This window comes from Hydrogenophaga sp. (genome assembly GCF_019635465.1).
Classification (GTDB): domain Bacteria; phylum Pseudomonadota; class Gammaproteobacteria; order Burkholderiales; family Burkholderiaceae_C; genus Hydrogenophaga.
Window position 1 is genome coordinate 103097 of sequence record NZ_JAHBZK010000003.1, and the last position, 21506, is coordinate 124602.

Below are 21506 nucleotides of genomic sequence, written 5' to 3' on the forward strand. Positions count from 1 at the left end.
TCGGGCCCTGAACCGTGCCCCTCGCGCGCGCCGCCTTCAGCTGCGGTAGCCGGTGTCCATCCGGTCGAGTTTGCGCAGCAGTGCCGGCCAGGCCAGCATAGCGCCCTGACCAGCGGTGGCCACGCGCATCACGTCGGCCATGCCGCTGAGGATGCGCGGGTCGACCTGGGTGAGCTCGCTGCCACCGGCCAACGCATCGATCTGGATGCGGCAGGTGTTCTCGAAGGTGTACATCGACAGGAAGGCGTCGGGGATGCTCTTGCCCACGGTCAGCAGGCCGTGGTTGCGCAGCACCAGGAAGTTGGCGGCACCCAGATCGGCTTGCAGACGCGGTTTCTCGTCGGGGCGGAAGGCCACGCCTTCGTAGTCGTGGTACGCCAGCGAGGCCAGCACGAAGGTGCTTTGCTGGCTGATCGGCAGGATGCCGTGCTTTTGTGCGCTCACGCCCACGCCGGCGCGGGTGTGGGTGTGCAGCACGCACTGTGCTTCGGGGCGCGCCTCGTGCACCGCGCTGTGGATGACGAAGCCAGCCGGGTTCACCGGAAAGGGCGAGTCGTGCAGCTTGTTGCAGGCCATGTCGACCTTGACCAGGCTGCTGGCCGTGATCTCGTCGAACATCAGCCCGTAGGGGTTGATCAGGAACTGGTGCTCGCCGCCGGTGACGCTGTCGGGCAGCTTGGCGCTGATGTGGGTGAAGACCAGGTCGCTCCAGCCGTAGGCGGCAACGAGGCGGTAGCAGGCGGCGAGGTCGCAGCGCAGGGCCCATTCTTCGGCGCTGACGACCTCTTTGAGGGAAGGGATGTGCATGGCGTGTCTCCGTGGCACCGCCTCTGAGCGGGCGGGCTGAGACGCACTGTAGGCCGAGGCTGCGTGTCTGTGCTGTCCGTGCAGCGACACGCGCCGTTCAACGAAGGCCCGGGCGGGCCTGCGCCTCAGGCCTTGGTCTTGCAGGTGTTGAAGCCCAGCATGGCGTAGGGTGGGCACCAGCCGACCAGGCCGGTGAGCAGCGGCACCACACCGATGTAGCCCCACAGGCCGACGGTGCCGGTGGCGGCGGCGGCCACCAGGGCCAGGCCGATGACGATGCGCAGGGTGCGGTCGATGCCGCCGACGTTCTTGGTCATGTGAATCTCCTGAAGGGTTGCGGGATGCGGTGAAGGCGATTGCACCGCAGCCGGGCCACAGCGTATGTGACCGCGGTCACCAAGGCCAGCGGCGCGGGGCCGGGCCTTGCGCTGGATCAAGGGCGGCGGGCCGCCTCGGGGCCGGCGCCGGCCAGGGCGCGCAGGGCGGCGCTGTCGCGCACGGTGATGCACTCGCGCGAGAGCTCGACCCAGCCCTCGCGCTCGAAGCGGCGCAGCAGCCGGGTGACGATCTCGCGCACCGTGCCCAGGCCGTCGGCCAGTGCCTGGTGGGTGGTGTGCACCTGCGTGCCGTGGCCCAGCAGGGCATTGGCCAGGCGCGCGTCCAGGCGCTGGAAGGCCACGGCTTCGACCAGGGTGGTGAGTTCGGTCAGCCGCGACGCGAACAGGCCCATGACGAAATCGCGGAACGGGGTCGCGGCCAGGGCCGCCTGAAACACCTCGGGCGGCAGCAGGCTGAGGCGGGTGGGGCGCTGGGTGACGCCGTGGGCGGTGAGCGTGCCCTGCAGGAACAGGCAGCTCGACGACACCAGGCACATTTCGCCCGGCATCACGCGGTAGAGCTCCAGCTCGCGCCCGTTGCTGGCGCTGCGCGACACCCGCACCTCGCCGTCGAGCACGAGGGGAAAACCGCCGCAGGCCTCGGCCTCGCGGAACAGGGTGGTGCCGGCGGGCACCGCCAGCAGGGGCAGCGCGTCGATCTGGGCGGGGGTGAGGGCGTCGCCCAGGCCAGGGTAGAGCGCGGCCAGTGCGGCCCAGTCGGTGGCGTTCATGGCGCGGTCGCGGCCTCCAGCCGGTTCAGCCACAGCATGGCATGTGAGCGCTCGCTCCCACACATCTCTCGACTGGGCTTGAGCCCGCTGCACACTGCAGGCCGTTCGGGCCGGCCGAACAGGCGGCAGCGCAAGGCCTCGTCGAGGTGGGGGCAGGGCATGCCGGCCGGCTTGCCGTGTGGCAGGCCCGGCATGGCGCTGCTGATCGACGGGGCGATGCAGCAGGCGGCGCAGCCGGGTCGGCAGTCCATGCTCAGTCGGGCGTGTTGAGCTTGCGGGCGGCCAGCAGCGCTTGCTCGACCACGCCCTGCACCGAGGCGAGGGCGGTGGCGCTGACCAGCTGTCCTTGCGCGTCAAAGGCCTCGGTGGCCTTGCCGAGCGCGAACTGTTTGGGTGTGACCCAGCACTGGAGGTTGAGCAGCAGCGGCGTCAGGTGCGACAGGCTGCGCAGGCCACCCAGGGCGCCCGGCGAGGCGCTGAGCAGACCCACCACCTTGCCTGCGAAGGGCTTGGTGCCGCTGGACCAGTCCGGGTCGCCCTTGATAGGGCTGGACACCCAGTCGATGGTGTTCTTGAGCAGGCCGGTGTAGCTGCCGTTGTATTCGGGCGAGCAGATGATCCAGGCCGGGTGGGCGTGGAAGATGGCCTTGAGTTCGCGCGACGCGGCGGGCGTGCCGCGCGCTTCGAGGTCGGCGTTGTACAGCGGCAGCTCGTGCTCGGCGAGGTCGAGCAGGGTGACCTTGGCGCCGGTGGCGCGCGCGATGTCGGCGGCCACGCGGGCCAGTTTGCGGTTGTGCGACTGGGCGCGGGTGCTGCCGGCGAAGACCAGCACGGAGGGTTGGGTCGGGTTCATGGGGCGCGATTGTGGCCGATGCCACGGCGCACGCGACCCCGCAGCCGCCACGGACAGTGCCTTGGTGGGACAATCGCGGGCTTGCCCGCGCCAGCCCTGCCTTGGCGGCGTGGCCCCCGGAGCGCTTTGCCATGTTGTACCCCCAGGAATTCGACGTCATCGTTGTCGGCGGCGGCCATGCCGGCACCGAAGCCGCGTTGGCCGCTGCCCGCATGGGCTGCGCCACGTTGCTGCTCACCCACAACATCGAGACGCTGGGGCAGATGAGCTGCAACCCCAGCATCGGCGGCATCGGCAAGGGGCACCTGGTCAAGGAGGTCGATGCGCTGGGCGGTGCCATGGCGCTGGCCACCGACGAAGGCGGCATCCAGTTCCGAATCCTCAACGGCAGCAAGGGGCCGGCGGTGCGCGCCACCCGTGCCCAGGCCGATCGCGTGCTCTACAAGGCCGCGATCCGGCGCATGCTGGAAAACCAGCCCAAGCTGTGGCTGTTCCAGCAGGCGGTGGACGACCTGATGGTCGAGGGTGACCGGGTGGTGGGCGCCGTCACGCAGGTGGGCATCCGTTTCCGCTCGCGCACCGTGGTGCTCACGGCGGGTACCTTCCTGGACGGCAAGATCCACGTGGGCTTGAACAACTACAGCGCGGGCCGCGCGGGCGATCCGCCGGCGGTGTCGCTCTCGGCCCGGTTGAAAGAGTTGCAACTGCCCCAGGGGCGGCTCAAGACCGGCACCCCACCGCGGCTGGACGGGCGGTCCATCGACTGGAGCCGCTGCACCGAACAACCCGGTGACCTGGACCCGGTGCCGGTGTTCAGCTTTCTGGGGCGGGCCGACATGCACCCGCGCCAGGTGCCGTGCTGGATCACCCACACCAATGAGCGCACCCACGAGATCATCCGCAGCGGCTTCGACCGCAGCCCGATGTTTACCGGCAAGATCGAAGGCGTCGGCCCGCGCTACTGCCCCAGTGTGGAAGACAAGATCAACCGCTTCGCCGACAAGGACAGCCACCAGATCTTTCTGGAGCCCGAGGGCCTGACCACGCACGAGGTCTACCCCAACGGCATTTCCACCAGCCTTCCGTTCGACATTCAGTACGCGCTGGTGCGCAGCATGGCCGGCCTGGAGAACGCCCACATCCTGCGTCCGGGCTACGCCATCGAGTACGACTACTTCGACCCGCGCTCGCTCAAGCGCAGCTTCGAGACGCGCCAGATCGGCGGCCTGTTCTTTGCCGGGCAGATCAACGGCACCACCGGCTACGAAGAGGCAGCGGCCCAGGGCCTGTTTGCCGGTGTCAACGCGGCGCTGCAGTGCCGGGGCGAGGACGCCTGGGTGCCGTCGCGCGATCAGGCCTACCTCGGTGTGCTGGTCGACGACCTGGTCACCCAGGGCGTGACCGAGCCGTACCGCATGTTCACCAGCCGGGCGGAGTTCCGCCTGCAGCTGCGCGAGGACAACGCCGACATGCGCCTGACCGAGGACGGCCGGCGCCTGGGGCTGGTGGACGATGTCCGCTGGGACGCGTTCTGCCGCAAGCGCGATGCGGTTTCACGTGAAACCGAGCGGCTCAAATCGACCTGGGTCAACCCGCGCAACCTGCCGGCCAGCGAGAGCGAGCGGGTGCTGGGCAAAGCGATCGATCACGAGCACAACCTGTTCGACCTGTTGCGGCGACCCGGCGTGGGCTACGCGGCCCTCACCGGCATGAGCGACGGCGCCTTCGTGAGCTCGGCGGTTTCACGTGAAACCCTGGGCGAACTGACCGATGCGGTGATCGAGCAGGTAGAAATTGCGGCCAAGTACAGCGGCTACATTGATCGGCAAAAGGCGGAGGTCGAGCGCGCCGCCAGCTTCGAGCACCTGCGTCTGCCCGCCGACATCGATTACCTGAAGGTGACCTCGCTGTCGTTCGAGGCTCGCCAGAAGCTGGACCGCCACCGCCCCGAAACCCTGGGCCAGGCGGCTCGCATCTCGGGCATCACCCCGGCCAGCATTTCGCTGCTGCTGATCCACCTCAAGAAGGGCGGGTTCAAGGGCTTTGCGACCGTCAAGTCGGTCCCCGAGGCGGCGGCCTCATGACCCAGAACTCCCTGCAACAGGCCCTGCGCCGTGAGCTGGAAGCCGAACTGCGGGTCGGTTTGCGCGCACTCGACCTGCACCTGGACGACGCCCAGGTCAACCTGCTGCTGGATTACCTGGCGCTGATTGACAAGTGGACCCAGGTCTACAACCTGACGGCGGTGCGCGAGCCAGGCGAAATGCTGAGCCACCATTTGCTCGACAGTCTGGCGGTGGTGGGCCCCCTGGTGCGCGAGACCGACGGACGCCCGGTGCGTTTGCTGGACGTGGGGTCCGGCGCCGGGCTGCCGGGCGTGGTCATCGCCATCGCATGCCCGCAGATCGAGGTGGTCTGCGTGGACACGGTGGCCAAGAAGGCGGCCTTCATCCAGCAGGTGGCGTCGACCCTGGCCCTGGTCAATCTCGAAGGTTTGCATGCCCGGGTCGAGACGCTGGACCGCCATCGGGGTCATGGCTACGACGTGATCACCTCCCGTGCCTTTGCCTCGCTGGTTGACTTCACCACCTGGTCGCGCGGCGCCCTACAGACTGGGGGTGTCTGGATGGCACTTAAAGGCAAGCACCCGCAGGCCGAACTGCTGGCCCTGCCGCCGGCGGTGGATGTGTTTCACGTGGAACCGATCGCCGTGCCGGGCCTGGACGCCGACCGCTGCATCGTCTGGATGCGCGAACGCCTGGCCTGATTCGCGCCTGGCCGACCCCGTGGATGCGGGGCCGTCACGTACACTCGACCCCTCGTTTTTCGGGGTCACACACCATGTTCGGCATTGCGGATTACGGCGCGTTTGTCGCCGCCATCGTCCTGTTCCTGGCCATCCCAGGGCCGGGCAATCTGGCCTTGATCACCTCCACGGGCAAGGGCGGCATCCGCGGTGGTCTGGCGGCCACGTTCGGCGTCATCGCTGGTGACCAGGTGCTGATGTGGGCCGCGGTGGCTGGTGTTGCCGCCTTGCTGGCCGCCACCCCGGCCCTGTTCGGGGCGGTGCAGTGGCTGGGGGCGGCCTACCTGGCCTGGCTCGGCTGGAAGATGCTGACCGCCAAACCGGGCGATGCCCCGGTCATCCAGATCCAACCGCGCCACTACTTCCGCCAAGCCGCAGCCATCACCTTGCTCAACCCCAAGGCCATCGTGTTCTACATGGCCTTCTTCCCGCTGTTTGTGGACCCGGTGCGCCACCAGGGGCTGATCACCTTTGGCGCCATGGCCGCCACCATCGCGGCGCTGACCTTTCTGTACGGGCTGGGCATGACCTTGCTGGTGCATTTCCTGGCAGAGCGCTTGCGTGCGAACCCGGTGATCGGCCGCACGCTTGAAAAGCTGGCCGGGGTGTTTCTCATCGGGTTCGGCGTCAAGCTGGCCCTCAGCAAGTAAACCAGCATGGCAAAAATATTCTGCGTGGCCAACCAGAAGGGTGGCGTTGGCAAGACCACCACCACCGTCAACCTGGCGGCGGGCTTGGCCAAGGTGGGGCAGCGGGTGCTCATGGTCGACCTCGATCCGCAGGGCAACGCCACCATGGGCTCCGGGGTGGACAAGCGCGCCATGCAGCTCTCGGTCTACGACGTGCTGCTGGAGTCGGCCTCGGTGAATGAGGCGGCGGTGTTCTCGGAGAAGTGCGGCTACCACGTGCTGGGCGCCAACCGCGAACTGGCGGGCGCCGAGGTGGAACTGGTCGAGGTCGAGCGACGCGAGCGCCGGCTCAAGCAAGCGCTGGCCGCCGTGGCGGACCAGTTCGACTTCGTGCTCATCGACTGCCCGCCCAGCCTGAGCATGCTCACCCTCAACGGCCTGTGTTCGGCCCATGGCGTGATCGTGCCCATGCAGTGCGAATACTTTGCGCTCGAAGGCCTGACCGATCTGGTCAACACCATCAAGCAGGTGCATGCCAACCTCAACAAGGACCTGCAGATCATTGGCCTGCTGCGCGTCATGTTCGACCCCCGCATCACCTTGCAGCAGCAGGTGAGCGATCAGCTCAAAGCGCACTTTGCCGACAAGGTGTTCGACACCGTGATCCCGCGCAACGTGCGACTGGCCGAAGCGCCCAGCTATGGCTTGCCCGGCGTGGTGTTCGACCCGTCCGCGCGCGGCAGCCAGGCCTTCGTTGCCTTCGCCGAGGAGATGGTCCAGCGCATCAAGCGCATGTGAGGGCAGGGGGCTGTTCCACGTGAAACCACAGAACGTCCTCATCCTGCCCGGCTGGCAGAACAGCGGCCCCGAGCACTGGCAAAGTCGCTGGGAGCGCAGCCACGGCTACCACCGGGTGCAGCAGCACGACTGGATGCAACCCAGGCGTGGCGACTGGATGGCGCGGCTCGAAGACGAAGTGCTGGCCGCCGAAGGCCCGGTGGTGCTGCTGGCGCACAGCCTGGGCTGCATCCTGACGGCCGCCTGGGCGGCCCATTCGCAGAATACCCACCGCGTGCGCGGCGCCTTGCTGGTCGCCCCCGGCGACCCGGAGCGCGAAGAGCTTCAACCCCTGTTGCCGTCCTGGTCGCCCATCGTGCGCCAGCGACTGCCGTTCCCGGCGGTGCTGGTGGGCAGCCGCGACGACCCCTATTGCGGCTTCGACCGCGCGCAAGGCCTGGCCACCGACTGGGGCGCCCGCTTCATTGACCTGGGGCAGGCCGGCCATATCAACGCCGACTCCGGCCTGGGCGACTGGCCGCAAGGCCACGCCTGGCTCACCGAACTCATGAAAGAACCCCGCTGATGGTGAACAAAAAACCCAAGGGACTGGGCCGCGGCCTGGAGGCCTTGCTCGGCCCCAAGGTCGAAGACAAACCCGCGCAGGAAGCCGCGGCCGGCGCGCCGTCGACGCTGGCGCTCGACGAGCTGGTGGCGGGGCAGTACCAACCGCGCACCCGCATGGACGAGGGCGCGCTGTACGAACTGGCCGAGAGCATCAAGGCGCAGGGGATCATGCAACCGATCCTGGTCCGCAAGCTCACCAGCGGCCCGAACGCCGGCAAGCACGAAATCATCGCCGGCGAACGCCGCTTTCGCGCCTCGAAACTGGCCGGCCTGAGCGAGGTGCCGGTGCTGGTGCGCGAGGTGCCCGACGAGTCGGCAGCGGCCATGGCCCTGATCGAAAACATCCAGCGCGAAGACCTCAACCCGCTGGAAGAGGCTCACGGCCTGCAACGTCTGGTGAAAGAGTTTGGGCTCACTCACGAACAGGCTGCGCAAGCGGTGGGGCGCTCACGCAGCGCAGCCAGCAACCTGCTGCGCCTGCTGCAACTGGCCGACCCGGTGCAGACCATGCTGATGGCCGGCGACCTCGACATGGGCCATGCGCGCGCGCTGCTGCCGCTGGACAAGGCCACCCAGATCACCGCGGCCAACCAGATCGCCACCAAGCAGTACTCGGTGCGCGAGGCCGAGAACCTCGTCAAGAAGCTGGCCGCCGAATTTGCCCTGTCGCCGCAAAAGCCGCGCAAGGAGAAGTCGCGCGACGTGCGCCGGGTCGAAGAAGAACTGGCCGACCTGCTGACCGCCGAGGTCGAGGTGCGCGTGAAGAAGCGCGTCAAGCGCCACGGGCGTGTTGAAGAGATGGGCGAGCTGGCCATCCAGTTCGGCTCGCTCGAAGCCCTCAACGGGATCATCGAACGGCTGCGCGGGGGCGCCTGAGCGTGGCCTGGCCAGTGACTGCGGTCACATGGCGGGGCGGCGCATCGCCCTAAGCTTGGCGCGCACACCACACCTTGCGCCATGAAGCGGACCATTCTGTCCATCGATGACCATGCGCTGATCCGCCTTGGCCTGCGCCTGGCGCTGACACAGCGCTTCGAAAACCGTTTCGCGCTGGCCGAAGCGACGGACCTCGAGGGCGGCCTGCAGCAGATGCGGGACCACCCCGAAGACGTGGCCCTCGTGATCCTTGACCTGCAGCTGGGCGATGCGCGCGGCCTCGGTGGCCTGCAACTGATGCGCGAACACCACCCCGAGGTGCCGGTGGTGGTGCTGTCCGCCTCGCGAGACCAACGGGTGCAGGACGAGGCGCGCGCCCTGGGCGCCAGCGACTATGTGTGCAAGACCGGTGACGGCACGGAGCTTGAGCGCCTGATGCGCGCGGTGGAGCGCATCACCAGTTCCGATGCCCTGCCGCAGGCGCCGCGCCGACCCACGCGGCGCGCCCTGGGCGTCTATGAGGACCGGCTGGGCAAACGTCAGGTGCAGGTACTGGAGCTGATACTGGCCGGCCACGACAACCAGGCCATCGTCTGGGAAACGGGTCTGACACTGGGCTCGGTGAAGAACTGCGTGTCGTCGATCTTCCTGGTCTTCAACGTGCGCTCCCGTGCCGAGCTGATCGGCTTGTTTGCGGGCTGAGACCGGTGTCGCACGAACTGCCGGCGGTGCGCCGCGTCAAGCTCGAACTGCTGCTGCAGAAGTTCGGCCCCGGCGCGACCCTGGCGATCCTGCCCTTTGCCACCGCCACGGCCTTGTTCTTTCAGCACCTGCGCCCCGGACCGCTGGCGGGCGTGTGGCTGGGGGTGTTCTATGTGCTGGCGCTGGTGCGCTTTGTGCACATGCGCGCCATCGTGCGCATGGGGCGTCTGGGCGACGACGACATCGAGCCGGTGCTGCGGGTGGTGACGCGCTACATGGTGGTGACCGGTCTGGTCTGGGGTCTGGCGCCGTGGATGATCATGCCGCTCGACGACGGGCTCTACAAAGGCTTGATGACGGCCTTGATGCTGGGCGTGGTGTCCACGGCCGGCGCGGTCTACGCCTCGCACCGCCGCACCATTGCGGCCGTGCACGTGCCGGCGGCGATCGGGCTGATCACGGCGTTGATCTGGAGCGGCACGGCCCTGGACTGGCTGCTGGTGGTGACCACGGTGGCCTACATCGCCACCTCGCGGCGGCTGACCTTCAACCAGGCGGAACTGTTGTCCAGCTCGCTGGCCGCGCGCTTCGAGAACGAGGACCTGGCGCACAAGCTGGCGCAGCAGGTCGAGCTGGTGGAAGAGGCCAATCGAGAGAAGAGCCGGTTCCTGGCCTCGGCCAGCCACGACCTGCGCCAACCTCTGCACGCCATCTCGCTGTTCACCTCGGTGCTGCAGGGTGCGGGCCTGGGCGGATCGAACGGCGAGACAGTGAGTCGCCTGGGCCATTCGGTGCGCATGCTCAGCGAATCGCTGGACACCATGCTCGATGTCTCACGCCTGGACGCGGGCGCCGTGCAACCGCATTTGCAGGCCATCCGGCTGCATGCGTTGTTCGTGTCGTTGCACAACACCTTCGGCTTTCGTGCGCAGGAGAAGGGCCTGCAGCTTCGCATGCGTGCGCCGGGTGATCTGGTGGTGAGCAGCGACCCGATGCTGCTGGAACGCTTGCTGGGCAACCTGATCGACAACGCCATCAAGTACACCGAGCGGGGCGGGGTGGTGATCGCGGCACGCGCACCGGGTGTGGGTGCCCGAGCGGGCCGGTTGAGGATCGACATCGTCGACACCGGTGTCGGCATTGCGCCGCGTTTTCAGAAGCTTGTCTTCGACGAGTACTACCAGGTCGACAACCCGCAGCGCAACCGCACACGGGGCCTGGGCATCGGGTTGTCGATCGTGCGGCGTCTGTCGGAGCTGTTGGCGCACGAGGTGCAACTGCGATCGCGCCCAGAGCGTGGCACGCGCTTCAGCGTCTGGGTGCCGCTGGCGCACGCCAGGCCCGATGTGTCGGCCCCCGAGACCGGCATGGACTTTCCCATGGTCGACCGCCGCCGACTGCCCGCACAGGTGCTGGTGCTCGACGACGAGCCGGACAGTCGCGAGGCCCTGGCCTCCTTGCTCAGGTCTCACGGATGTCTGGTGCAAATGGCCGCTGACGTGGACGAGGCCGAGCGCGCCTTGCAGCACCACGACGTGCAAGCCGTGGTGGCCGATTTCCGCCTGCCCGGTGAGCGCAACGGGCTGGAGTTCCTGCTGGCCTTGCGCAACACCCGGCCCGAACTGCAAGGCTTGTTGGTAACGGGTGAAACGCTGCCCGCGCGCATCGCGGCCATCAAGGCCAGCGGTGTGCCCTGCCTGTTCAAGCCGGTGCGCGCCGAGGCGCTGCTGGCGGCCCTGGTGCGTTGATTTCGGCTCGTCATAGCCGCCTGGCCATGTGACCCGGGTCACTTCCCCGTCGCCGGCCCGCTTTTGATACTTCCCTGCAGTTGTCACATCGCGGCTAGCCGCAGGGAGTTGAGATGCAGAGGGAAATCAGGGAGCCGGTGGGCCAGCCGGGGGGCGTGGCCGCATCGGGGATGGAGCGGCGCCGATTGCTGCTGGCAGGCACAGCAGCGCTCGCGCTGGTGGGCTGTGGGGGAGGGGGTGGTGTTGGCACGGGGGGTGCCACACCAGTGCCCGGCGGCTCGGGGGGGCCGTCGGACCCTGGGGAGGGTGGTGATCCCAGCCAGTTCACGGCGCAGGAGCGCATCGCGGCCACCGAGCGGGTGGCTGAGCAGCTGGAGCTGCTGACCGGTGGCGCGGTGGCCACGCCTCAGGACTGGGCCACGTTGCGGGACTGGTTGCTCACGCAGCCGGAGTACACCGATGCGGGTGTGGGGGACGAACTGGTGTGGGCCCGGTTTCGCGACGGGCGCCATTTCGTCTACTCGGCCAACTGGCATGAGCTGCCACCCGATGCTGTGAAGCAGGGCCTGGACGCGGCCATGTCGCTGCGCGAGGAGAAGGCCGCGGTGGCAGGCACCGGCGAAGTGCCCGGCAGCTACGTGGCCACCATCCTCAGCTTCACCGGGCCCGAGTTCGAGCAGGAGGGCACCGCCTCGCTGGCGCGCATGGGCAAGGCGCTCGAAGAACGCGGCTGGGTGGTGGCCGAGGGTCGCGCGCTCACGGTGGAGCGGCTCATGTCGCTCGGCGAGCCGGGCTTCCTTTTCATGACCTCGCACTCGGGGCTGTTCGGGCCAGGCGAGGACAAGGAGTTCTCGGTCATGACCGACACCGTGGTCACGGTGGGCAACGAACTGGCGTTGATCGCCGAGCTGGCGACAGGTCGCCTGATCTACCACCGCGACCGCACGCTCTGGCAACGCCTGGGGCGCGGCAGCTCGCCGCGCTATGCCATCACCACCGCATTTGTGCGGCGCTACTTCAAGTTCGCCTCGAACTCGCTGGTCATCATGCTGTCGTGCAACAGCGGCGCTCCAGAGGCCGCCAAGTTCCAGCAGGCCATGGCCGCGCAGGGCGCGAGCACGCTCATCGGCTGGAGTGGCAACTCCAATGGCTACGCCTTCCAGATGGTCGACACGCTGATCGACCGGCTGACGGGCTTCAACGGCTACCAGCCGCCCGCACCGCGCGCGCGCGCCTTCGACATGGACGACGTCTGGTCGTACCTGTCCGCCAAGGGCCTGTTGGTGACGCCACCGGCCGAGCCTGGCGGCAAGGCGTCGCACGTCATGCGCTTCGGCGACGGCTTCAACCTGAGCAACCCGGTCATCACCGAACTGCAGGTCAAGGCGGATGACAGACTGGTGATCCATGGCAGCTTTGGCAGCGAGCCCGGCACAGTGACCATCGGCGGGACAGCCGTGGCGGTGTCGCAGTGGCGCAGCGACGCCGTCGAACTGGTACTGCCCACCGCGCCGAACGACCCGCCGGGTTCGCTGGGTGACGTGGTGGTGAAGGTGCGCGGTCGCACCAGCAACCCGCGCACGCTGGCCTCCTGGCGTGGGCTGGTCAGCTACCGCCTGGACTTCGTCGACGACGACGGCGTGCTCTCGCAGGAGATCAAGATCCGCCTGCACCTTCGGGCTGACGCCTATGCACGGCGTACCGCGGTCGATGGGGGTCTGCTGGCCAATACCTGGAACGTGCTGCCCGCGTCCGACACCACCATTACCTACGAGGGCAGCGGCACGCGCGACCGTGGCGACGGTGACGTCGAAATCTGGCGCGGCATCGGCGTGTACCAGCTCGCCAATGGCCCGTTCTCGGCGCAAGAGCCCAAGATGGCGCTGTACGTGCGGGTCGATGCCTTGCAGCAGCGCTTCGAGCTCACCGCGATCACCCCAGTGGTGGCGCCGGCCCTGGTGCGCACGCGCCCGGACCTGCCGCCCACACTGCCCACCGGCTTGATGTTCATGCCACCGTTCGAGATGCAGTTCATGAACGAGAACGGCACCCTCAACGACCACGAGCCGCTGGTGTACGGCAACTACGTGCCGTTTGGCACCAATGGCAGCGTAGCGGCGGGCCAGCACGTCGCGGTGCTGGACGAATTGCGGCGCACGGTGAAGTGGGAGGCCATGACGGCCCTGCCGGCCCTGACGGATCAGATCGGGCGCTGAGCGCGACCCCGCCACACGCGACAAGGCCCCGCATGCGGGGCCTTGTTCATGGGGTGCCTCGACTCACAGCGAGAAGATCTTGCCCGGGTTGAGGATGTTGTCCGGGTCGAGTGCGCGCTTGAGGGTGCGCATCATCTCGACGGCGGCAGCGCCGGCCTCGTCGACCAGGAAGCCCATCTTGTGCAGGCCCACGCCGTGTTCGCCGGTGCAGGTGCCTTCAAGCTTGAGGGCGCGGGTGACGAGCTTGACGTTGAGTTCTTCGGCCACGCGGCGCTCGTCGGCGTTGTCGGGGTCGATCAGGTAGCCGAAGTGGAAGTTGCCGTCGCCCACGTGGCCGACGAGGAAGTAGGGCAGGCCGCTGGCGTCGGCTTCGGCCACCGAGTCGAGCAGGCAGTCGGCCAGGCGGCTGATCGGCACGCAGGTGTCGGTGCTGACGGCGCGGCAACCGGGCTTGGTCTGGATGGCGGCGAAGTAGGCGTTGTGCCGCGCGGTCCACAAACGGGTGCGCTCCTCGGGCGTGGTGGCCCATTCAAAGGCATTGCCACCGAACTCGCTGGCGATCTCCTGCACGGTTTCGGCTTGCTCCTTCACGCTGGCGGGCGAGCCGTGGAACTCCATCAGCAGCATGTGTTCTTCGCGCAGGCCGAGCTTGCTGTGCGCGTTGACCATACGCACGGTGCCGGCGTCGATGAGTTCGCAGCGCGCGATTGGCACACCCAGCTGAATCACCTGGATCACGGTGCGCACCGCGGCCTCGATGGTGGGGAAGTAGCTGATCGCGGCCGAGATGGCTTCGGGCAGCGGGTACAGCTTGAGCGTGACCTCGGTGATCACGCCCAGCGTGCCTTCGCTGCCCACCATCAGACGCGTGAGGTCGTAGCCGGCGCTGCTCTTGCGGGCGCGGGTGCCGGTGCGGATGACCTCGCCCCTGGCATTGACCACTTCCAGCGCCAGCACGTTTTCGCGCATGGTGCCGTAGCGCACGGCGTTGGTGCCGCTGGCACGCGTGGCGGTCATGCCGCCGATGGAGGCGTCGGCACCGGGGTCGATGGGGAAGAACAGGCCTTCGCTCTTGACGGCCTCGTTGAGCGCCTTGCGCGTGACGCCGGGCTGCACGGTGACGGTCAGGTCTTCGGCGTTGATGGACAGCACCTGGTCCATGCGGCTCACATCGATGCTGATGCCGCCTTGCACCGCCAGCAGATGGCCTTCAAGCGACGAACCCACGCCGAAGGGGATGACGGGCACCTTGTGTTGCGCGCACAGGGCCACCGCGTCGGCGACGTCCTGCGTGCTTTGTGCGAACACCACGGCCGCTGGCGGCGGCACGGTGAAGGTGGACTCGTCGCGCCCGTGCTGTTCGCGAACCGCCATGGCGGTGGAGCACTGTGCGCCGAAGCGCGCTTGCAGGGCCGCGAGAAAGTCGGCGGGAATGTCGCGCTGCTGCACGGTGGGCAGCAGGTGGTGGATGTCGGTGGGGGCGTTCATGGGCGGTCTCCGGCGCACTGATTTTTCAGAGCCGGCCAGTGTACGCCTGCGCCCCCACCGGGCGCGATCATTTGCGGGGCAGGCGTGCGGGCAATGGGGGCAGGGTGCCGCCGGGTGCGGTGCTGCTCAGGGGTGGGGTGCTGGCGCCGGCGCTGCGGGGTGTGCTCAGGCCGTGCAGGGCACCGGCGCTGGCCATGGCCAGGGTCCAGGCGGCGACGATCTGCACGCTGCGGCTTTCGAAACTCGATCGAAACCGGGGAATGGGGAAATCGGTGGTACGCATCGGCACTCCGGGTGGAATGAAAGAAAGGCCATTGCAGCCCGACTCACGCTGCAAGGCCAGCGTTTTTGCCCGGCGTTGCCGGCTTGACCTGCGCTTGACGTCCGACACATTTGCCAGCCGCTCGTTACGGATCGCGTTTCACTCACAATCGTTCCCCTCTTGACAAGGAACACCATGGGCAACCGACTCACACAGATCGCCACCCGCACCGGTGACGCCGGCACGACGGGCCTGGGCGACAACACCCGCGTGTCCAAGGACAGCTTGCGTGTGCATGCCATGGGCGAGGTCGACGAGCTGAACTCGCACATCGGCGTGCTGCTGTGCGAGGCGCTGCCCGACACGGTGCGCAGCCTGCTGGTGGAGATCCAGCACCAGCTGTTCAACCTGGGGGGCGAGCTCTCCATCCCCGGTTTCGAACTGCTCAAACCCGAGGCCGTGCTGGCGCTGGACGAGGCCCTGGCCGCGCACAACGAAAACCTGCCGCGCCTGCAGGAGTTCATCCTGCCGGCCGGCACGCGCGCGGCCAGCCTGGCGCATGTGTGCCGCACGGTGGCGCGCCGCGCCGAGCGCGCCGTAGTGGCGCTGGGCAATGCCGAGCCGCTGAAAGACGCGCCGCGCCAATACCTCAACCGCCTGTCCGACCTCATGTTCGTGCTGGCGCGCGTGCTCAACCGTGTGGATGGCGGTGATGACGTGTACTGGAAGAGCGAACGCATGCAGCAGCAGGGAGATGGGTCGTGAGCACGCGCCAGGCCGCGCTCGCGCTTGCTGTGGTGGCCGCCGCGCTGGCGGTGCCCGCGAAGGCTGACGATGCTGCGCCGCAGCAGGTCACCCTGGTTTGCGACGCGGTCTACCTGCCGGCGCGCACGAACTGGGCGCGCGAGGTGCGCTTTGTCCTCGACGACACGCGCATCCGCCGGCTGGAGATCGACGGTGTGCCCGTCTACACCTTTGCCGTGTTCGAGACGGTCATCCTGACCTCGCTGGACAACGAACGCATCCAGCTCGACACCGCCTCACTCACCTGGCGCAGCGACTTTCGCGGCCAGGCGACATCGCAGGGCCACTGCGAGCGGCGCTGAAGAGGGCATCAGGCATCCACCACCCGACCGTCGGGCATGCGGCCGATTGCGGCGAGGCGTCTGCGCTGTCACCATGCGCAGCCTCAGGGCGTCGCGCCGTCGCCATCCCGGCGCCCTGCAAGGGAAGGGGGGGACGCATGGTCACCAACCGACACCTGGACCGGCTGGTCGAGTCCAGGAATCTCGCCGCATTTGTGCGCCGCCACCGCATGGCCGCGCACAACCTGGTCGGGCATGAGCACAGCGGGCTGCTGCTCACCCGCGGTGTTTTTCTGATCGACATCTCGGAGGCGCTGCGCGACATCAGCGTGGTCATCTCGTTGGTGGATGCGCGCCACCGCCTGTGCGTTGCCGCCGAGGGGGTGCGCGACATGTGTGCGCAACTGGGGGTGGCGGTGCCGACGCTGGACCTGGCCGTCGATGACGAGGCCTGCCTGCGCGACGCCTTCCTCAGCAACATGGACCAGAAGCTGCACAGCCTCATCGAAGAGCTGCCCGCGGTGGTTGCGTTGCTGAACCACGTGGACGGCCAGGGCGGCCTGCCCCTGGTGGCCACCCTGGCGCCCGCGGCGCCGTTCCATGAGCACCCCTACGTCAGGGCTCTGCCGGCCGAGCGCCTGGCGCAGTACCGCATGGCGGTGGTGCTCGACCCGTTGCACTGAGCCAGGGAGTCGGCACCAGCCCAGTATCAACGCGGCATCAACGCGGCGCCAGCACCGACATCGTGATGCGCGAGACGCAGGTGAGTTCGCCCGCGTCGTTGCGCAGGTCGATGTGCCACACCTGGGTGCTGCGGCCGATGTGCGCCGGCCGCGTGATGCCTGTGACCCAGCCGCTGGTGGCGCCACGGATGTGGTTGGCGTTGATGTCCAGGCCGACGGCGCGGTGGCCGTCCGGGCAGCAAAAGGCGGCGCCACACGAGCCCAGTGTTTCGGCCAGCACCACGCTCACGCCGCCGTGCAACAGGCCATAGGGTTGGCGCGTGCGCGTGTCCACCGGCACGCGCGCGGCGATGAAGTCGTCGCCCACCTCGGTGAACTCGATGCCCAGGTGGCGCACCGCGGTGTCGTGGTGCAGCTGCTGCAGGATGTCGCAGGAGATCGGGCGGGTCCAGATCGCGGCCATGTTCAACCCCTGCCTCGTGCGGCCTTGCCGCGGCTGAGCAGCCAGTACAGCGCGATGGCGCCGAAGGTGGCGGTGCCGATGCCGCCGAGGTTGAAGGCGCCGAACTTCAGCGTGTACTCGCCGGTGCCCAGGATGAGGGGCACCGCCGCCACCAGCAGGTTGCGGTTGTCCGAGAAGTCGACGCGGTTGTCCACCCAGATCTTGGCGCCCGCGATGGCGATGAGGCCGAACACCACGATGGACACGCCACCCATCACCGACAGCGGAATCGCCTGGATCAGCGCGCCGAACTTGGGGCTGAAGCCGAGCACGATGGCCACGACCGCGGCCACGACGAACATGGCGGTGGAGTAGATCTTGGTGGCGGCCATCACGCCGATGTTCTCGGCATAGGTCGTCACGCCGGTGCCACCGGCACCACCGCTCACCATGGTGGCGATGCCATCGCCGATGAAGGCCTTGCCGAGGTAGGGGTTGAGGTCGCGCCCGGTCATGGCGCTCACGGCCTTGATGTGACCCAGGTTTTCGGCCACGAGGATCAGCGCCACCGGGGCGATCAGCAACATGGCCTGCGGGTCGAACACCGGGGCCGCGAAGCTCGGCATGCCGAACCAGGGCGCGTTGGCGATGCCACTGAGGTCGATCGGCTTGCCCAGGCCCATGCCGTTGGTGAGCACGGCGTAGATCAGGCTGGCCACGATCAGGCCGACAAGGATCAGCAGGCGCTGCACCATGCCGCGCGTGTACACGGCCACCAGGCCAACGCACAGGAAGGTGATGGCCTGCATCCAGGCATCGAAGCTGGTGGGCGCCATGTTCTTGATCGGGATGGCGGCCAGGTTCAGGCCGATCACCGCCACCACGGCGCCCGTCACCACCGGCGGCATGAGGCGTTCAATCCAGTGCTCGGCCACGCCCTCGTCGATCTCGACCACCTCCACGCCACGCGCGGGCGTGGAGCGCCGCTGCCGCACATTGGTGGCCTGCACGATCACGCCAATGAGGGTGTAGATCGCGCCGCAGGCGATGATGCCGCCCAGGGCCACGCCGAGGTTGGTGTTGGGGCCGCTGCCGCCGTAGCCGCTGGCCGCGATCACCACGCCGATGAAGGCAAAGCTCGACCCCAGGTAGCTGGGCACCCTGCCACCAGTGATGACGAAGAAGATCAGGGTGCCGATGCCGCTCATGAGGATGGCCACGTTGGGGTTGAAGCCCATCAGCAGCGGCGCCAGCACCGTGGCGCCAAACATGGCGATCACGTGCTGCACGCCCATGATGGCCGTTTGCGGCCACGGCAGCCGCTCGTCGGGCGCGATGACGCCCCCTTGGTTCAGCGTGTCGGCGCCGCGCTCTGTCCAGTTGAACAAGCCCATCTTGTTTGCTCCTCGGGGTATTTGTGTGGCCGCGATTGTGCAAGCAAGCCGAGCGCGCGGAGGGTCACCCGCGCGCGCGCCGTGTCAGGCCGTTTGTTGCGGTGCAGCGGCGTCGCGCTGCATGGCCAGCGTGTGCTGCAGGCCACCCACCAGATAGCGCACCAGCCGCTCGGGTGCGCTGCTGTCGCCATGGCGAACACGCCCCTGCGACATCCGTTCGATGTGCTCATCGCGCAGGTGCAGTGCGACGGCGCCCAGCGTGAACTGGCTCGCCCAGGCCAGGCCGTTGCTCGTGGCCTGCGGGTGCAGCACGTGCAAGGCATCCATGAAGCGCTGCACCAGCGGATCGAAGCCTTCGCGCAGCGGGTGGTCGGGCGCGTTCGAGCCGATCAGGATTTCGCGCGCCAGCAAGCGCGCATAGGGGCGGGTCTCGCCACCCTGCTTGAGGCGCAGCAAGGGCAGCACGAAGGCCTCGACGAGGCGCACCAGCCCTTCCTTGCGGTTGACCTGGCGGCGAGCCTCATCGATGGCGTTCAACCGCTCCAGGTGCCAGTGGCGGCGGTGGCGGAAGATGGCCTGGAACAGATCGTTTTTGCGGCCGAAGTAGTAACCCACCAGGGCCAGCGGCACATCGGCCGCGTCGGCGATCTGGCGCAGGGTGACAGCGTGAAAGCCGTGGTCGGCAAAGAGACGCTCGGCGGCTTGCAGGATGCTCTGCTGGCGGCCGTTGCGCATTTCCGGTGCCCGCTCGGGATGGGATTCGTCGTACATGTGATGGGTGCTCCCTGAATGTGTGGCCGACCTCATGGGTGACAGACAGCGATGGCAAGGGCCGCTACGCTGCGCGGCTTCGCGACCTTTGCCCCACCGTTGCCATGACGCCTTTCGTGCCCCAGATCCGCCGCTACACCGAATGGCTTGCGACCCACCGGGGCCTGCGCTTTGATGACTACCCTGCGTTGTGGCGCTGGTCGGTGACCGACCTGGAGGCCTTCTGGAGCAGCATCGACGCGTACTTTAGTTTGAACATCCAATCAGAACAGGGGCGGGTATTGGCGGCCAACACCATGCCGGGCACCCAGTGGTTCCCGGGGGGGCGAGCCAACTACGCGCGCCAGGTGATGCGCCATGTGCAGCCGGCCCACGCGGCCGGCCTGTCGGCACTGATCGTGGGTAACGAAAAGGGCAGCGTGGTCGAGCTGTCCTGGCCCGAGCTGCAACGCCGTGTCGCTGCCCTCGCGCTGCATTTGCGGGCCCAGGGCGTGCAACCGGGCGACCGCGTGGCCGCCTACCTGCCCAACATCGCCGAGACGGCCATTGCCTTTCTGGCGGTGGTCAGCATCGGCGCGGTGTGGAGCGTGTGCGCGCCCGACATGGGCAGCAACGCCGTGCTCGACCGCTTCCGCCAGATCGAGCCGGTGGTGTTGATCGCCTGCGATGGTGTGACCTACGGGCGGCGCGACATCGACCGCCTGGGCGTGGTGGCCGAGCTGCGTGCAGCGCTGCCATCGGTGCGCCACGTGGTGCTGCACACCAACCTGGCCGGGACCGACGCCGAACAGGCGCAGGCCCTGGCGCAACTCGCGCCCTGCGCCCACTTCGCAGAGGTGTGCGCGCGCGACGATGCCGAGACGGCCGCCTTCGAGGCCGTGGCGCTGCCCTTCGACCACCCGCTGTGGATCGTCTATTCCAGCGGCACCACCGGTCTGCCCAAGCCGATCGTGCACAGCCATGGCGGCACCGTGCTGGTGGCGCTGGCGCTCAAGACCCTGCACAACGACATCGGCTGCAGCTACGAGCCCAACAGCTTCGGCGAGCGGTACCACTGGTACAGCTCGACCGGCTGGGTGATGTGGAACGCGCAGGTCAGCGGCCTGCTCAACGGCACCACCTGCGTCATCTACGACGGCAACCCCGGCGGTGCCAAGGACGCGCCCGACTGGACCACGCTGTGGCGCTTTGCCGCCAGCCAGGGGGTGACCTTCTTCGGCGCCGGCGCGGCGTTCTATGCCAACTGCCAGAAGGCCGGCGTGGACTTGTCCACCTGCGGCGATCTGTCCAGCGTGCGTGCGCTCGGCAGCACGGGTTCACCGCTGTCGGAGGACGCGCAGCGCTGGGGCAGCCAGGCTTTTGCCGCCATCGCCTCCAACGAAGCTCAGCGAGACATCTGGTGGTGCAACATCAGCGGCGGCACCGACTTTGCGGGCGCCTTCATCGGCGGCAACCGCGAGCTGCCGCAAGCGCCCGGGCGCATGCAATGCCGCTTGCTGGGCTGCGCGGTCGAGTCCTGGAACGAGCAGGGCGAGCCGGTGATCGACGAGGTTGGCGAACTGGTGTGTGCGCAGCCGATCCCTTCGATGCCGCTGTACTTCGTGGGCGACAAGGACAACCAGCGCCTGCTGGGCAGCTACTTCGACGCCTACCCACCCGGCCATGGCCGCAAGCCCGGCGGTGGCGACCTGGGCCCCGAAGCGGGCGCCGTCTGGCGCCACGGCGACTGGCTGCGCATCCTGCCCGATGGCTCCTGCGTCATCTATGGCCGCTCCGACGCCACCATCAACCGCCACGGCCTGCGCATGGGCACGAGCGAGATCTACAGCGCCGTCGAGGCCCTGCCCGAGGTGCTGGACTCGATGGTGATCGACCTGGAGTACCTCGGCCGCGACAGCTGGATGCCGCTGTTCGTCGTGCTGCGCGAAGGTGTCGCGTTCGACGACGCTTTGCGCGAACGCCTGCGCGGCGCCATCCGCAGCGCGCTGTCGCCACGCTTCGTGCCCGACGCGATCTACCAGGTGGCCGAGATCCCGCGCACCCTCTCGGGCAAGAAGCAGGAGCTACCGATCAAAAAGCTGCTCCTGGGCCAGCCGATCGACAAGGTCATCAACCGCGAAGCCATGGCCAACCCGGGCTGCCTGGACTGGTACGTACAGCTCGCCCGCGAGCGCGCCGCCGCCTGAGCGGAACTCCGCAGTCCCGCAGGGGACTGATTCGCGCGGGCCCTCA

The 21506-nt window shown here is 68.1% G+C and carries 23 protein-coding genes; 13 read left to right on the plus strand and 10 right to left on the minus strand.

What is annotated here, in order from left to right; all coding sequences use genetic code 11:
- Positions 1 to 36 precede the first annotated feature (36 nt).
- The 5 genes from KF871_RS03385 to KF871_RS03405 form a co-directional block, all read right to left on the minus strand.
- Positions 37 to 807: a class II aldolase/adducin family protein gene (locus tag KF871_RS03385; RefSeq protein ID WP_291138323.1), complete on the minus strand. Its 771-nt coding sequence runs from the start codon at positions 805 to 807 to the stop codon at positions 37 to 39.
- 125 nt (positions 808 to 932) lie between these two features.
- Positions 933 to 1124, minus strand: coding sequence for a DUF2892 domain-containing protein (locus tag KF871_RS03390; protein ID WP_291138326.1), 192 nt, complete (start codon positions 1122 to 1124; stop codon positions 933 to 935).
- A gap of 116 nt (positions 1125 to 1240) precedes the next feature.
- Complete coding sequence (locus tag KF871_RS03395; protein ID WP_291138329.1) at positions 1241 to 1915, minus strand: Crp/Fnr family transcriptional regulator; 675 nt, start codon at positions 1913 to 1915, stop codon at positions 1241 to 1243.
- Positions 1912 to 2166, minus strand: a complete 255-nt coding sequence (locus KF871_RS03400) for a YkgJ family cysteine cluster protein (protein ID WP_291138332.1) — start codon at positions 2164 to 2166, stop codon at positions 1912 to 1914. Before KF871_RS03400 ends, KF871_RS03395 begins: the two co-directional genes overlap by 4 nt.
- A 2-nt stretch (positions 2167 to 2168) precedes the next feature.
- Positions 2169 to 2768, minus strand: coding sequence for an NADPH-dependent FMN reductase (locus KF871_RS03405; RefSeq protein WP_291138335.1), 600 nt, complete (start codon positions 2766 to 2768; stop codon positions 2169 to 2171).
- A gap of 131 nt (positions 2769 to 2899) precedes the next feature.
- On the opposite strand from KF871_RS03405, the gene mnmG reads away from it, so the two are divergent.
- The 9 genes from mnmG (at position 2900) to KF871_RS03450 (ending at position 13149) form a co-directional block, all read left to right on the plus strand.
- Positions 2900 to 4852, plus strand: coding sequence for a tRNA uridine-5-carboxymethylaminomethyl(34) synthesis enzyme MnmG (gene mnmG, locus KF871_RS03410; protein ID WP_291138338.1), 1953 nt, complete (start codon positions 2900 to 2902; stop codon positions 4850 to 4852).
- A complete protein-coding gene (gene rsmG / locus KF871_RS03415) occupies positions 4849 to 5535 on the plus strand; it encodes a 16S rRNA (guanine(527)-N(7))-methyltransferase RsmG (protein ID WP_291138341.1) in 687 nt (228 codons plus the stop codon). The genes mnmG and rsmG overlap by 4 nt, the downstream gene beginning before the upstream one ends.
- 74 nt (positions 5536 to 5609) lie before the next feature.
- Positions 5610 to 6224, plus strand: coding sequence for a LysE family translocator (locus tag KF871_RS03420; protein ID WP_291138344.1), 615 nt, complete (start codon positions 5610 to 5612; stop codon positions 6222 to 6224).
- Positions 6225 to 6230: 6 nt separating this feature from the next.
- Complete coding sequence (locus tag KF871_RS03425; RefSeq protein ID WP_291138346.1) at positions 6231 to 7001, plus strand: AAA family ATPase; 771 nt, start codon at positions 6231 to 6233, stop codon at positions 6999 to 7001.
- 19 nt (positions 7002 to 7020) lie between these two features.
- Entirely contained in the window at positions 7021 to 7566 is a 546-nt protein-coding gene (locus tag KF871_RS03430) for an alpha/beta hydrolase (RefSeq protein ID WP_291138349.1), read from the plus strand.
- A complete protein-coding gene (locus tag KF871_RS03435) occupies positions 7566 to 8483 on the plus strand; it encodes a ParB/RepB/Spo0J family partition protein (RefSeq protein ID WP_291138352.1) in 918 nt (305 codons plus the stop codon). The genes KF871_RS03430 and KF871_RS03435 overlap by 1 nt, the downstream gene beginning before the upstream one ends.
- Positions 8484 to 8564: 81 nt before the next feature.
- A complete protein-coding gene (locus KF871_RS03440) occupies positions 8565 to 9185 on the plus strand; it encodes a response regulator transcription factor (protein WP_291138354.1) in 621 nt (206 codons plus the stop codon).
- A 5-nt stretch (positions 9186 to 9190) separates the two neighbouring features.
- Positions 9191 to 10933 carry a hybrid sensor histidine kinase/response regulator gene (locus tag KF871_RS03445; RefSeq protein WP_291138357.1) on the plus strand — a complete coding sequence of 581 codons (1743 nt, stop codon included), beginning with the start codon at positions 9191 to 9193 and terminating at the stop codon, positions 10931 to 10933.
- Between the two features lie 113 nt (positions 10934 to 11046).
- Positions 11047 to 13149 carry a hypothetical protein gene (locus KF871_RS03450; RefSeq protein WP_291138360.1) on the plus strand — a complete coding sequence of 701 codons (2103 nt, stop codon included), beginning with the start codon at positions 11047 to 11049 and terminating at the stop codon, positions 13147 to 13149.
- A 63-nt stretch (positions 13150 to 13212) separates the two neighbouring features.
- On the opposite strand, the gene KF871_RS03455 is transcribed toward KF871_RS03450, so the two are convergent.
- Both KF871_RS03455 and KF871_RS03460 read right to left on the minus strand, forming a co-directional pair.
- On the minus strand, positions 13213 to 14637 hold the full coding sequence (locus KF871_RS03455; RefSeq protein ID WP_291138363.1) for an FAD-linked oxidase C-terminal domain-containing protein: 1425 nt from the start codon (positions 14635 to 14637) through the stop codon (positions 13213 to 13215).
- A 67-nt stretch (positions 14638 to 14704) separates the two neighbouring features.
- Positions 14705 to 14920, minus strand: coding sequence for a hypothetical protein (locus KF871_RS03460; RefSeq protein WP_291138366.1), 216 nt, complete (start codon positions 14918 to 14920; stop codon positions 14705 to 14707).
- 174 nt (positions 14921 to 15094) lie between these two features.
- Between KF871_RS03460 and KF871_RS03465 the strand changes: the two genes are divergently transcribed.
- The 3 genes from KF871_RS03465 to KF871_RS03475 all read left to right on the plus strand — a co-directional run bounded on the left by KF871_RS03465 (position 15095) and on the right by KF871_RS03475 (position 16667).
- The gene (locus tag KF871_RS03465) at positions 15095 to 15664 is read left to right on the plus strand and encodes a cob(I)yrinic acid a,c-diamide adenosyltransferase (protein WP_291138369.1); all 570 of its coding nucleotides are present in this window, start codon (positions 15095 to 15097) and stop codon (positions 15662 to 15664) included.
- On the plus strand, positions 15661 to 16005 hold the full coding sequence (locus tag KF871_RS03470) for a hypothetical protein (RefSeq protein ID WP_291138372.1): 345 nt from the start codon (positions 15661 to 15663) through the stop codon (positions 16003 to 16005). Before KF871_RS03465 ends, KF871_RS03470 begins: the two co-directional genes overlap by 4 nt.
- Positions 16006 to 16142: 137 nt before the next feature.
- Entirely contained in the window at positions 16143 to 16667 is a 525-nt protein-coding gene (locus KF871_RS03475) for a hypothetical protein (RefSeq protein WP_291138375.1), read from the plus strand.
- Positions 16668 to 16704: 37 nt separating this feature from the next.
- On the opposite strand, the gene KF871_RS03480 is transcribed toward KF871_RS03475, so the two are convergent.
- The 3 genes from KF871_RS03480 to KF871_RS03490 form a co-directional block, all read right to left on the minus strand.
- Complete coding sequence (locus KF871_RS03480; RefSeq protein WP_291138378.1) at positions 16705 to 17130, minus strand: hotdog fold thioesterase; 426 nt, start codon at positions 17128 to 17130, stop codon at positions 16705 to 16707.
- Positions 17131 to 17132: 2 nt separating this feature from the next.
- Complete coding sequence (locus KF871_RS03485) at positions 17133 to 18503, minus strand: solute carrier family 23 protein (protein ID WP_291138381.1); 1371 nt, start codon at positions 18501 to 18503, stop codon at positions 17133 to 17135.
- 84 nt (positions 18504 to 18587) lie between these two features.
- On the minus strand, positions 18588 to 19274 hold the full coding sequence (locus tag KF871_RS03490; protein ID WP_291138384.1) for a TetR/AcrR family transcriptional regulator: 687 nt from the start codon (positions 19272 to 19274) through the stop codon (positions 18588 to 18590).
- Positions 19275 to 19378: 104 nt separating this feature from the next.
- On the opposite strand from KF871_RS03490, the gene KF871_RS03495 reads away from it, so the two are divergent.
- On the plus strand, positions 19379 to 21460 hold the full coding sequence (locus KF871_RS03495) for an acetoacetate--CoA ligase (protein ID WP_291138387.1): 2082 nt from the start codon (positions 19379 to 19381) through the stop codon (positions 21458 to 21460).
- The last annotated feature ends 46 nt before the right edge of the window (positions 21461 to 21506 follow it).